Source organism: Burkholderia sp. Ac-20365 (assembly GCF_017104715.1).
In the GTDB taxonomy this organism is placed as follows: Bacteria; Pseudomonadota; Gammaproteobacteria; order Burkholderiales; family Burkholderiaceae; genus Paraburkholderia.
Genome location: NZ_JAAGPI010000005.1, coordinates 69,104 through 81,905 on the forward strand (window position 1 = coordinate 69,104; position 12,802 = coordinate 81,905).

A 12,802-nucleotide genomic window follows, 5' to 3' on the forward strand; every position below is an offset into this window, starting at 1 on the left:
CAGACGCAGCCAGCTTAACCGCTGGCGCCATCATGCAAAGCTCGTGCGATGACAGCATCGAGTTGCCCGAAGTCCGGCGGACCGACATATCGCTTTAGAATTTTTCCGTGCCTGTCGACTACCAATGTCGTCGGAGTGAGTTGAACATCGCCGAATGCATGAGCGAGGCGCCCGTCGTCAAGCGTAAGCATGAACGGAAGATGACGGGTCTGCGCGTAGTTCACTGCGTAATCGCGCGGTGTGTAGCTCATGGCAACGGACACAAGTTCCAGCCCTGCTCCGTGGAATCGCCTGTAGGCATCTTCAAGGCTGGGCATCTCTTCGATACAACTCGAACAGTTCGTGTCCCAGAAATCGACAAGGAAAACGTGCCCTCTTAAATCGGAGGTCGTTGATATCTTTTGCCCGGAGAGCAACACGAACGTCGCATCTGGCACCTCCGGTTTCGCCAGCAAAAGATACCCCGTGAGAAACGCGATTAACCCACCCGTCAAAGTCGCGAACATCCACCTTTTTCTACCCGTCAATTTCACTCTCCTAAAGCTGCATCGACGTTAAACGATATCGATCTGAAGAGCCATGTCGGATAGGCATGCTTTTCACGCCATGCTAATAGAACGGCTATGGCTTGAAACGTGGCAGATATGACATTGCGCTGGAGTTGTTGGCATTCGATCCGTGCCGATGTGGTGCAGACATCCGGCTCGCAAAGAGCCGAATTGCGGGTTGAGTCCAGTGTTGTTCGAGGCTTCGTTTCGCCCGCTTGCAGCCTAAGCTTTGACTCAATCTTCTGCAGCGAAACAACGAGAAAACAGCGATGTCCACACGACTTCACCGGGTGTCCCGCACGCTCGGCCTTGCCCTTGTCGCCGCGACATTGTTCATGTCTGGCACAGCGCTAGCCCGACATCCCACCCCGTTCACCTCGTTATCCGCCGACGATCAGATTTTCATCAAGTTGCGTGACGCTGCACGCGACAACGATCCCGCGCGCGCCGCGCGCCTCGCAGGCCTGATTCCGAACTATCCGGCGCCGGCTTATCTCAGCTATTTCCAGATCAAGCCGCGTCTGTTCACTGGCGCGGGGCGTGCGAATCTCGACGCGCCGGACGCACCGGTGCTGTCATTTCTGCAACGCTACGACGGACAGGCGATTGCCGACCGTCTGCGCAACGACTACCTTCGTGTGCTCGGGGCGCGCCACGACTGGCACAATTTCGATTCGCAATATTCGAAGTTCGTGCTGGACGACGACACGCAGGTGAAGTGCTATGCGCTCGAATCCCGTGCCGCACGAGGTGAAAATGTCGCCGACGCGACGCGAGCGCTGCTCGTCGAACCGAAGTGGTACGGTGACGGCTGCGTCGATCTGATCACCGCGCTCAACCGCAACCAGCAGTTCACTTCGGACGACGTGTGGCAGCTGATTCGCCAGGCCTATGAACAAGGCGCGACGACGACAGGCAGCAAACTGGTCGATGCGCTCGGCGCGGCGCGCCCGGATGCGCTGCTCCTCGAGCAGGCGACGAACCAGCCACGCCTGTTGCTCGCGAAAGGCATCCCGCTGGATGCGGCGTCCCATCAACTCGCGCTGCTCGCCATCACACAGTTGGCGCTCGGCGATCCGCAGGCCGCCGAGGCTACCTTTACCGCAATCGCACCGTCGCTCACCCTGGCAGAACGGGCTATCGGTTGGGGCACGATTGCCTATCAGGCGGCGCTCAGGCAGCTACCGGGCGCGGTGAACTGGTACCGGCTGTCGCCGAACGCGCCTTTGTCGAGTCAGGCCTACGAGTGGCGCACGCGCAGCGCGTTGCTGGCCGGAGATTGGACCATGGTGCGCTGGTCGATCGAGCAGATGCCGACCGCGCTGCGCGCACAGCCCGCATGGATCTACTGGTACGCGCGCGCGTTGAAGCAGAGCAACGAGATGGCGGCAGCCGACCAGACATTCCGTACGATCGCGGGTAACTACACCTTCTATGGCCAGTTGGCCTCCGAGGCGCTCGGCCAGCAGATCGTGATCCCGCCGCAGACCAGGGTGACCGACGACGAAGTTGAGCAAGCCGGCCGGACACCAGGTTTCGAGCTGGCAAAACGTTTTTACGCGCTGCACCTGCGCACGGAAGGCAACCGTGAGTGGAACTGGCAGCTGCGCGGCATGAACGACCGGCAGTTGCTCGCAGTCGCCGAGTACGCGCGCCGCATCGAGCTGTATGACCGTGCTGTGAGCACCGCCGACAGGACGCAGACGGAACATGATTTTTCGCTGCGCTACGTGGCGCCATTCCGCACGATTGTCGAGCGCGATACGCGGTCAACCGGATTCGACGTCGGTTGGGCGTATGGCCTCATTCGCCAGGAGTCGCGCTTCATCATCAGTGCGCGCTCGGAGGTTGGCGCGGGCGGCCTGATGCAGGTGATGCCGGACACGGCCGCGATGGTCGCGAGGAAGATCGGGCTTGGTACGCTTTCTCGGGCGAAGATGAACGACATCGACACGAACATCCTGCTCGGCACGTACTATCTCTCGATGATTTACAACCAGCTTGACCGTTCTGCCGTGCTCGCGACCGCCGGCTACAACGCCGGCCCTGGGCGCCCGCGTAAGTGGCAGGCCAACCTGCCGCGTCCGGTGGAAGGCGCGATTTTCGCGGAGACCATTCCGTTCAACGAAACCCGCGACTACGTCAAGAATGTATTGTCGAACACGGTTTACTACGCGGCGCTGTTTGATGGCCGCCCGCAATCGCTGACGGAGCGGCTTGGCCAGATCGAGCCGCGATGAGATCGCCGCAACGCGGATCTGCGGGTCGCACGGGTAAAGTCAGTGCGCCCGCATACGAAAACACCGAAACGCGATCACCGGATACACTGCAGAGAACAGCGTCATGCCCTCCGATAGTAAAGATTCTGGGGATGCCGCGCCTCGGCGAAAAAGAACCAGCGCTCCGCCACGAGCCCCGCATACTGGATCGCCGACGCCGCGCACAGCAGCAATGTCGATAGACCAATCGACCGGATACTGCCTCCGAATGCCACGAGACAGAACGGCACGATAAACACAGCAACGATAAAGGTCCACTTGATGCGCCTGAGCGTCTCAGGCGTTTTGCCGTGAAAGAACTCGCGAAGGTTGAACGCGCCCGCCGTGAAGCCTCGTGAATTCTGCTCGATGCGCGCGCCGGGAATTCCTGTCGCGCTTTGCACCGTCGATCTGGGCGTGAGCCGTGCGTTGCGAACCAGCGATGCGCTCCGCGACACGAAAGCCGCCAGCGTCACCAGGCACGTTGCAACGGCCAGGGCAGGCACGAGCATCGTTGCGAACACGGCGGCGCAAGCTGTCGCGAACGTGAGGCCCGACGCGCAGCCCAGCAGTACAAAATTGACGAGTGTCAGTGGCGTCGCCCATTCCTGCAAGAAACGCAGACACGCGTAGATCATTCCCGTGCAGACGAACAACACTGCACTCGCGACCACCGCGACGATGCCAATCTCAAGCGTATATACCGATGCAAATGCATGCGCGATGCCATAAGCGAACGTGCAAGCCAGAAACGCCGGCAACGCGAGACATTCGCGCGAAAGCCACGACGTGCGCCACATCGCCACCGCGCGCCATGCGCGTTCAGGATGCCCGAGGTGAAAGAACGAAGCGAGCAGCCCCAATGCGCCCAGCAGACACGACAACGCGGCGCCGATCACATAGAACATCGGCGGCACGGCAGCGGCATCAGCAAAGCCAAACCGCGTCGCTGCCTCGACGCCGACGAGCGCGATCAGCAGACCCTGCCCTGCACCGCTCAACGTCGTGAGAAATACCACTGAAAAAGCCGGATTCATGTATGTCTCCCTGCCGTGTTCGAACCTGTATTCCGTTTGCTTGCGGACTCAAAGCCGCCTTGCGAATGAAGCCAGATGAAGCTCGCCGCTCTCAGTCTGCGTTTCGACAGACGCAGACGCGCTCGCAACTTCTTCACTCTTGCCGCACGAACAGGCACCGCCGCCGCATGACGTCACCTTCTGTCGCGGCAGATAGTGATTCGAAGGCCGCGTGCCCCACTCCGGCATGAGCTGATAGCCGCCACGCTCCCTGATCGCCTTCGACACAACCGATTCGGGATCGTGGATATCGCCGAACAGCCGCGCCGAGGTCGGACAGGCGAGCACACAGGCGGGCTTGCGATCGCGTTCGGGCAGCGCCTCGTTATAAATGCGGTCCGAGCACAGCGTGCATTTGGTCATCTCCTTGCGCTTTTCGTCGATTTCGCGGGCGCCGTAGGGACAAGCCCAAGCACAGTATTTGCAGCCGATACAGCGGTCATAATCGACCAGCACCAGGCCGTCTTCCTTGCGCTTGTAGCTTGCCCCGGTCGGACAGACGGGTACGCATGGCGGGTCCTCGCAGTGCAGGCACGACTTCGGAAAATGGATCGTCTCGGCGAGCGGAAACTCGCCGGCTTCGTAGGTCTGAACGCGATTGAAGAACGTGCCGGAAGGATCGGCGTCATAGGGACGAAAATCGGCGAGACTGCCCGCCTCGCCGGACGTGTTCCACTCCTTGCAGCTCGTCACGCACGCGTGGCATCCCACGCAGACGTTCAGATCGATTACGAGCGCCATCTGTGTCATTCGATGCTCCTCGTCTCAGTTCCAGTCAGTTGCGTTGTGTCGTCTTGCGCAGCCGCGCCGCGAACTCGCCGCGCCCCGCGAAATACGTCTGCACGACACGATGAATCCGGGTGGCGACGCTCGAGCCCACTACGCCCGGCATCGTGGCAGGCATCGGCGCGAACTGCGGCAACGTGTGATCGGCGTCTGCTTCGGCGGGATAGATACGCACGCGCACGTCGTACCAGGCCGCCTGTCCCGTCACGGGATCGGAATTCGACGTGCGGACATGACGCGGATCATCAACGGGAATTTCATCCGTGATGACGTGATTCAGCAGGAAGCCGCGTTGCGATTCGTTGGCGTCCGGGCCGAGATTCCAGGCACCCGTCGACTTTCCTATCGCGTTCCACGTCCACACCGTGCCAGGCTCGACAGCCTCGCTGTAATGCGCGATGCAACGCACCTTGCCCCATTGCGATTCGACATAGATCCAGCCACCATCCTCGATGCCTTCGGCGCGGGCCGTACGCGGATTCATGTACAGATAGTTCTCGCCGTGTATCTGGCGCAACCACGCGTTTTGCGAATCCCACGAGTGATACATCGCCATTGGACGCTGCGTAACGGCGGCGAGCGGAAAACGCGCGTGGTCAGTGGCGGCGTGTTCGAGCGGCGGATGCCAGTGCGGCAGCGGATCGAAGTACTGCTCGATGCGCGCGCGCAAATGATCCGGCGGTTGTCGTCCTTTGCTCTTGCCCTGCGCGGCGAGCCTGAATTTCTGCATCACATCCGAATAGAGCGCAATGACGATGGGCGTGTTGAACTTGCGCATGCCTTTCTGTACCGCGAAGTCGAGATACGGCCCGTTGCAATTGCGCATGTACTGCATGTGTTCAGGCAGCGCGTAATGAAAGACGCAGTTGTGTTTCGCGTATTCCTTCCACTGATCCGGATTCGGCTCGCCGACGAGCGCATCCTTGCCGTCCTTGCCGCGCCAGCCCATCAGGAACCCAACGCCTGACCCCGGCGCCGTCTGATGATTGATGATGAACTCCGGATAGTCGCGATACTTGCGCTTGCCGTCCGGCGTCGTGAATGCGGGAAACTTCAAACGGCTCGCGAGTTCGACGAGCACTTCCTGGAACGGTTTGCACTCGCCTGTCGGCGGGACGACGGGCACGCGCACGGAATCGACGGGACCGTCGTACTCGGAGATCGGTCGGTCCAGCATCGACATCGCGTCATAGCGTTCGAGATAAGTCGTGTCAGGCAAGATCAGATCGGCGAAGGCTGTCATCTCAGACTGGAATGCATCGCACACGACAATGAACGGAATCTTGTACTCGCCGTCTTCATTGCGGTCCGCGAGCATCTTGCGGACTTCGACGGTATTCATCGACGAATTCCACGCGAGATTGGCCATGAAAATGAGCAGCGTGTCGATCGGATACGGATCGCCGCGCCACGCATTCGTGATCACACTATGCATGAGTCCGTGCACAGCGAGCGGATACTCCCACGAGAACGCCTTGTCGATGCGCACAGGATCGCCGTTGTCGTGGATAAACAGGTCTTCTGGACCGGCGGGCCAGCCGAGCGGTCCATTCGCGAGCGGCGTGTTCGGCTTGACGTCACCGGGACTGTTCGGCGGTTTCGCCGATGGCGGCACCGCGCGCGGATACGGCGACTTGTGCCGGAAACCGCCCGGCCGGTCGATGGTGCCGAGCAGCGACATCAGCACGGCCAGCGCGCGAATGGTCTGAAAGCCGTTCGAATGGCCGGCGAGCCCACGCATCGCATGAAAGGCTATCGGCGCGCCGGTGACGGTGTCGTGCGTTTCGCCCCACGAGTCGGTCCATTGGATAGGCAGCGTGATCTTCTGATCGCGTGCAACGTCGGCCATTTCGCGTGCTAGACGCCGGATGGTATCGGTGGGAATGCCGGTGATAGTCGATGCCCATTCGGGCGTACAACTCGCCACCTGTTCGCGCAACAGCGCAAATGAAGGCGTAACGGGCGTGCCGTTCGCAAGGGTATAGCGGCCTTCCAGAGCGGGCCGCACACCCGGTGTGTGATGCAGCACTTCCTTCTGGCTGACGGGATCCCACCACAAATGATTCTGCGGGAACAGCGCATTGCATTCTTGCGCATTGTCATCGCATACGAACAGGCCCTGCGTCTCGCTGTCTTCGCGCATGTCGAGCAGTTCGCCTGCATTCGTGTAGCGCTCGACGAACTCGCGGTCATACGCATTGCTTTCGATCAACTCGCGCATCAGCGCCATGAACAGCGCGCCGTCCGTGCCCGGACGGATCGGCACCCATTCGTCGGCAATCGCCGCATAACCGGTACGCACCGGATTGATCGCGATGAAGCGTCCGCCCGCGCGCTTGAACTTCGAAATCGCGATCTTGAGTGGATTCGAGTGATGGTCTTCGGCGGTGCCGATCATGAAGAACAGCTTCGCACGGTCGAGGTCCGGGCCGCCGAATTCCCAGAATGAGCCACCCATCGTGTAGATCATGCCCGCGGCCATGTTCACCGAGCAGAAGCCGCCATGCGCCGCGTAATTGGGCGTGCCGAACTGCTTGGCGAAGAGCCCCGTCAACGCCTGCATCTGATCGCGGCCAGTGAAAAGCGCGAACTTCTTTGGATCGGTGGCGCGCAGATGGGCGAGGCGTTTTTCGAGGACGTCGAACGCGACCTCCCATGAGACGGGCTCGAACTGCGCGCTGCCGCGCAACGCGTCGGGCTTGCGCATCAACGGCTGCGTGAGACGCGCGGGCGAGTACTGCTTCATGATGCCCGACGATCCCTTCGCGCAAATCACGCCCTGATTCAGCGGATGCTCCGGATTGCCGTCGATGTAGCGCACTTCCCCATCGCGAAGATGAACGCGGATACCGCATCGACAGGCACACATGTAGCAAGTCGTCGTCTTGACTTCGAGCTTTTCGTTTTGTGTGCGGGCTTTGTGCTCCATCCAGACCTCCCTGAACCGGTCGTATGCCGCAGCGCACGGTCAGAACGGTTGCCATGAACGACGCTGCGCTGGTTATCAGCCATCATTCACATGCTAGGAGTGAGCTATACAAAAGAAAAATCGCTATTTCGTATCTGAATCATCACGGCAATCGATAGTTCAGGGCCTAAGGCGTGCTGCCGTCGTGCGTACCTGGGCTCGTGCCGGCTCCGACAGCTACCGTCACGCGCAAATTGCCTTTCATTCCGTTGAATCCGCCTTTCGTCCGTAAGCCTCCGCCGCCTGAAAACTTCGTCGAGATGTGAAAACGCCAACCCGCAGGTTGGCGTTTTTCTCAGAGCACGGCTGCTATCAGAACTGGTTCATCGTGTTGTCTTTACCCGCCGCCTTCAAGGCTGCTTCGCCGCTGAAATACTCCTTGTGGTCATCGCCGATGTCCGACCCGGACATGTTCTGATGCTTGACACACGCGATGCCCTGACGGATCTCCTTGCGCTGCACGCCCGCCACGTAACCGAGCATGCCCTGGTCGCCAAAGTATTCTTTCGCGAGGTTGTCGGTCGACAGCGCGGCGGTGTGGTACGTCGGCAGCGTGATCAGGTGGTGGAAGATGCCGGCTTCGCGCGACGAGTCGGCCTGGAAGGTCCGGATCTTTTCGTCGGCGAGCTTCGCCAGTTCGGTCTGGTCGTATTCCACGCTCATCAACTGCGCGCGGTCATAGGCCGATACGTCCTTGCCCTCAGCCTTCATCGCGTCATAGGCCTGCTGACGGAAATTCAGCGTCCAGTTGAACGACGGGCTGTTGTTGTACACCAGCTTCGCGTTCGGAACGACCTTGCGGATTTCGTTGACCATGCCGCCGATCTGGCCGATATGCGGCTTTTCGGTTTCGATCCACAGCAGGTCGGCGCCGTTTTGCAGCGCGGTGATGCTATCCAGCACGCAGCGTGCTTCGCCCGTGCCGGCACGGAACTGGAACAGGTTGCTAGGCAGGCGCTTCGGACGCAGCAGCTTGCCGTCGCGCTTGATGATGACGTCGCCATTGCCCAGCGCGTCGGCCGACAGTTCCTCGCAATCGAGGAACGAGTTGTACTGGTCGCCCAGGTCGCCCGGCGTGTGGGTCACGGCGATCTGCTTGGTCAGGCCGGCACCCAGCGAGTCGGTACGGGACACGATGATGCCGTCGTCCACGCCCAGTTCCAGGAACGCGTAGCGAATAGCGCGGATCTTGGCCAGGAAGTCCTCGTGCGGCACGGTGACCTTGCCATCCTGGTGGCCGCACTGCTTCTCGTCGGATACCTGGTTTTCGATCTGGATGCAGCATGCACCCGCTTCGATGAACTGCTTGGCCAGCAGGTACGTGGCTTCCGCGTTGCCGAAACCGGCGTCGATGTCGGCGATGATGGGCACCACATGCGTGACGTGGTTGTCGATCTTTTCCTGGATGGCGGCCTTCGCAGCGCCTTCTGCTGCATCCAGCTGGCGGAACAGGCCGCCTAGTTCACGTGCGTCGGCCTGGCGCAGGAAGGTGTACAGCTCGCGGATCAGCGCAGTGACCGAGGTCTTTTCGTGCATCGACTGGTCCGGCAGCGGGCCGAACTCGGAGCGCAGCGCGGCCACCATCCAGCCGGACAGATAAAGGTAGCGGCGCTCGGTGCTGTTGAAGTGCTTCTTGATGGAGATCATCTTCTGCTGCCCGATGAAGCCGTGCCAGCAGCCGAGCGACTGCGTGTACTTCGACGGATCGGCATCGTAGGCCGCCATGTCGGCGCGCATGATCCCGGCCGTGTACTTCGCGATATCCAGGCCCGTCTTGAACCGGTTCTGGGCACGCATGCGTGCAGCGTACTCGGGGTTGATCGCACTCCATGCGCTACCGTTGTTCTCTTTCAAACCAGCAACGGCCTTGATGTCGTCTTGATATTGGGTCATGTGTATCTCCTAGGAGCAAAGCGGATTTGACTGAATGATTCATCGTGTCGCCACGTCTTTCGAAGCGAACTGCATGACTAAATAGTAGCGCCGCCCGGGAGAAGTCTTATATAAGACATAAGACATTATTTTCTGTTATTTTTCAATGAGATACGATGCGATTTTTGCAATGCAAAACAAACTTTCAAGCAGCGGAAAAGCGGCGCAGTGGAAATTCGGCGCAAATCCCGCAATATGAAACGGGCTTTCGGAAGTCGGAGAGGGACAAGTGAAGATGGACCGACCGCTGCTGGGAGTTTCGCAGCGACAGATATTCTGGATCGGTCAGGCTCGACCGTCTGGCGAGGCACAGCCTGGGGACCGACCTTCGACACATGCCGAAAGCGTCCTCGCGAACGTCCGTGCTGGCGTGGACGCGTCGAGTCCTCTGGAACAGGAACAGGAACGGGAGCAGATCAGCTCAGTTCGTGACATCTTTCGCATAGGCAACGCATTGCCTCGCGAGCACTTCAGTCGGGTCGACGAGTTGCACGCGTCCTCCATTGCGGCTCACAAATTCACCGGCCGGCAGCAGCATGGGAAGCTCAGTGCATCCGAGGATGATGACTTCCACGCCTCTGGCAATCAGCCCTTCAACTGCTGCGATGAGGTCTTCCTTGCACTGACCCGTCGTAAAGCCCGCCTTGACGCCCGTCTTTCCGTAAATGGCGTCCATCACGCGCACCTGCAACGCGGGGTCCGGCGCGACCTGCCGCAGACCGTGCGATTCAAGTGCCTTTTGATAGACACCGCTTTCGATCGTGCCGGATGTGGCCAGTACACCGATATCGCGCGACTCAGGAAAGACTTCACGCAGATATTGCACCGTGACGGTCAGCATATTGACGACAGGTATCCCAAGATAACGCTGAATCCCGTCGACATATGCGTGCGCCGTGTTGCACGGAATCGCGATGATGTCCGCGCCGCCCTCTTCCAGTTTCTTGCACGTGGCGTAGAGCGAAACGGTTGGATCCAGCCCGTCACCAATCAGGTTTTCCGTTCTGTCTGGAATCTGCGGGTTCTGTTCGACCAGCAGTTTGATGTGATCCTGGTCGCGCGACGCCGGTGTATGGCGAACAACCTTCTCAAGGAAATCGACCGTCGCAGCCGGACCCACGCCGCCTACCACACCGACCTTGAAAGCCGGGGAAGGTGAACCCGCACACCCCGACACAACAGATTGCGCGTACGCCATGTTCGAATCGACAAGAGGCACCTGCAACGGTCCGATGTCCCCGGCGACGAGCGCGATCTCCGTCATGCCCGGCACGATCACGTCGACGCCCTGCTCGATCAGGTCCTCGCAGACAGCGCGCAGCAGCGCCAGAGGGCGGCCGCCCAGATTGCCGCTCTTGATTCCGTCGGGACCATAGATGGCTTCGGTCACCCTGTCCGTATCGTCCGCAGTGCGCGGATGCACGACCTCGAATTCAGGCGCGGCAAAGTAGCGCTCAAAGAGCCGCTTTTCGCGGACGTAATCCGAAGCGAGTACGCCGATACGCTTCGCACCGGGGAACGTCCGCCGTACGTAGCTACGCACTGCCTCGACGATATCCACAATCGGCAGGCTCGTATTGGCTTTCAGTTCATCGATAAACGTATGACTGAGAAAGCAGGGAAGCACGACCATCGTGACGCCACGCTTCTCGAAGTCTCGAATCATGTCGTAGATGTACAGCTTGCGCGCCGTCGTAGCGCTGCTTCCCGCACCCACGCCGCTGAACGGACGCTGCTCGAAGATGACCTCTGCATGCCCGGCATCCGATGAAGCCGGCGTTGCCTTCACGATCTTGAAGAACACATCGGCGCTTGCCAGTGGTCCCAATCCTCCCACTACTCCCAGCTTGCGTTTGCTTTCTGCGAAAGTCGTACTCATTGCGCGCTCGCCTCTACCTGCTCGAACGATGCTTCCGCCGACTTTTCCCCGCGTGCCACTTCCCATTTCGCAATGACGGCAGTCGCTACGCTATTGCCGATCACGTTGGTCATCGTGCGACCCATATCGAGAATCTGGTCGATCGCCAGCACCAGTGCGACGCCGGCTGCCGGCAGATGAAACATCGGCGCAACGGCCGCAACGACCACCACGGAACCACGCGGCACACTTGCCATCCCTTTGCTGCTCAACATCAGGATCAGCAGCATGAAGACCTGCTGCGATAGCGGCATATGCACACCAAACGCCTGGGCAATGAAAATCGCCGCGAACGCCTGATACATCATCGATCCGTCGAGATTGAACGCGTAGCCAAGCGGCAGCGTGAAACCGACCACCTTCTTGTCGACGCCGAACTTCTCCAGTTGCTCAGTGAGGCGCGGATAGGCGGCCTCGCTGCTTGCCGTGGAAAATGCAATCATCGCAGGCTCGCGCACGGCCTTCAGCAGACTCCCCACCTTCCGTCCGAGAAAGACGTAACCGATCGCAATGAGAATGGCCCAGAGGATCAGCAACCCGAGGTAGAACGATCCGATGAGCTTGCCGTAGGTATAGATCACGTCGAGGCCACGCAGCGTCACGGAAGAAGCGATGGCGCCGAATACGCCAACGGGCGCAGCGCGCATCACGTAGTTCGTGAGCCGCAGCATCACCGGGACCATGCCGTCGATCGCCTGAATGACGATGCCAACGCGCGGATCGCGTTTGAGCGCGCTCAGGCCGACACCGAGGAACAGCGAGAAGACCAGGATCTGCAGGATGTCATTGCGCGCCATCGCATCCAGCAAGCTCGTCGGAAACGCGTGGGTGATGACGTCCTTGACGTTCAGTGCCGCGGTGTTGAGCCCCGTGTTCGTTTCGCTGGCGGTGTCGGTCAGATGCAGACCTGCGCCGGGTTCAAGCACGTTTGCCATCACGAGCCCGAGCGCCAGCGAAATGAGTGATGCACCGATGAACCATCCCACCGAGCGTACGCCGATGCGGCCGACATCATCGCCGCCATCCATCCCGGCCAGCCCCGACACGAGTGTCACGAAGACCAGCGGCGCGATGATCATCTTGATCAGCCGGAGAAAGATGTCCGTGACGATCGAAAAATAGCCGGCAACTGCTTTAAGGGTAGCGGGGTCGGCAATATTCGCGTGACACGCGAAGCCAACTCCGATTCCAAGCAGCATGGCCGCCGCGATGCTGATGGTAAGGCGATTCTTCATGTTCATCCGTCCTGTAGCGGCGTGAGCGACGGAGGGTGACCGTCACGCGCGAGAGAAGAATTGAAAGCGGCGCTGGGCGCG

Annotated in this window: 8 protein-coding genes; 1 reads left to right on the top strand and 7 read right to left on the bottom strand. The window is 60.2% G+C overall.

The genetic code is table 11. The annotated features are described in order from the left end of the window. Window positions 1–14: 14 nt before the first annotated feature. The gene (locus G3O01_RS11530) at window positions 15–506 is read right to left on the bottom strand and encodes a TlpA disulfide reductase family protein (protein ID WP_205804760.1); all 492 of its coding nucleotides are present in this window, start codon (window positions 504–506) and stop codon (window positions 15–17) included. A 311-nt stretch (window positions 507–817) separates the two neighbouring features. Between G3O01_RS11530 and G3O01_RS11535 the strand changes: the two genes are divergently transcribed. After that, entirely contained in the window at window positions 818–2,788 is a 1,971-nt protein-coding gene (locus G3O01_RS11535; protein WP_205804761.1) for a lytic transglycosylase domain-containing protein, read from the top strand. 101 nt (window positions 2,789–2,889) lie between these two features. Here G3O01_RS11535 and G3O01_RS11540 read toward each other — a convergent pair whose 3' ends face one another. The 6 genes from G3O01_RS11540 to G3O01_RS11565 form a co-directional block, all read right to left on the bottom strand. Next, entirely contained in the window at window positions 2,890–3,843 is a 954-nt protein-coding gene (locus G3O01_RS11540; protein WP_205804762.1) for a DmsC/YnfH family molybdoenzyme membrane anchor subunit, read from the bottom strand. A 48-nt stretch (window positions 3,844–3,891) separates the two neighbouring features. Then, window positions 3,892–4,632 carry a 4Fe-4S dicluster domain-containing protein gene (locus G3O01_RS11545; RefSeq protein ID WP_205804763.1) on the bottom strand — a complete coding sequence of 247 codons (741 nt, stop codon included), beginning with the start codon at window positions 4,630–4,632 and terminating at the stop codon, window positions 3,892–3,894. A gap of 25 nt (window positions 4,633–4,657) precedes the next feature. Continuing rightward, window positions 4,658–7,597, bottom strand: coding sequence for a molybdopterin oxidoreductase family protein (locus tag G3O01_RS11550; protein WP_205804764.1), 2,940 nt, complete (start codon window positions 7,595–7,597; stop codon window positions 4,658–4,660). 351 nt (window positions 7,598–7,948) lie between these two features. Then, window positions 7,949–9,529 carry an isocitrate lyase gene (locus tag G3O01_RS11555; protein ID WP_205804765.1) on the bottom strand — a complete coding sequence of 527 codons (1,581 nt, stop codon included), beginning with the start codon at window positions 9,527–9,529 and terminating at the stop codon, window positions 7,949–7,951. 460 nt (window positions 9,530–9,989) lie between these two features. After that, entirely contained in the window at window positions 9,990–11,447 is a 1,458-nt protein-coding gene (locus G3O01_RS11560) for an amino acid racemase (protein ID WP_205804766.1), read from the bottom strand. After that, a complete protein-coding gene (locus tag G3O01_RS11565; RefSeq protein WP_205804767.1) occupies window positions 11,444–12,721 on the bottom strand; it encodes a dicarboxylate/amino acid:cation symporter in 1,278 nt (425 codons plus the stop codon). Before G3O01_RS11565 ends, G3O01_RS11560 begins: the two co-directional genes overlap by 4 nt. Between the last annotated feature and the right edge of the window lie 81 nt (window positions 12,722–12,802).

Bases quoted from the DNA above. Each gene is read 5' to 3' on its own strand.
- G3O01_RS11530 (WP_205804760.1), bottom strand. From the start codon at position 506: ATGTTCGCGACTTTGACGGGTGGGTTAATCGCGTTTCTCACGGGGTAT.
- G3O01_RS11535 (WP_205804761.1), top strand. From the start codon at position 818: ATGTCCACACGACTTCACCGGGTGTCCCGCACGCTCGGCCTTGCCCTT.
- G3O01_RS11540 (WP_205804762.1), bottom strand. From the start codon at position 3,843: ATGAATCCGGCTTTTTCAGTGGTATTTCTCACGACGTTGAGCGGTGCA.
- G3O01_RS11545 (WP_205804763.1), bottom strand. From the start codon at position 4,632: ATGACACAGATGGCGCTCGTAATCGATCTGAACGTCTGCGTGGGATGC.
- G3O01_RS11550 (WP_205804764.1), bottom strand. From the start codon at position 7,597: ATGGAGCACAAAGCCCGCACACAAAACGAAAAGCTCGAAGTCAAGACG.
- G3O01_RS11555 (WP_205804765.1), bottom strand. From the start codon at position 9,529: ATGACCCAATATCAAGACGACATCAAGGCCGTTGCTGGTTTGAAAGAG.
- G3O01_RS11560 (WP_205804766.1), bottom strand. From the start codon at position 11,447: ATGAGTACGACTTTCGCAGAAAGCAAACGCAAGCTGGGAGTAGTGGGA.
- G3O01_RS11565 (WP_205804767.1), bottom strand. From the start codon at position 12,721: ATGAAGAATCGCCTTACCATCAGCATCGCGGCGGCCATGCTGCTTGGA.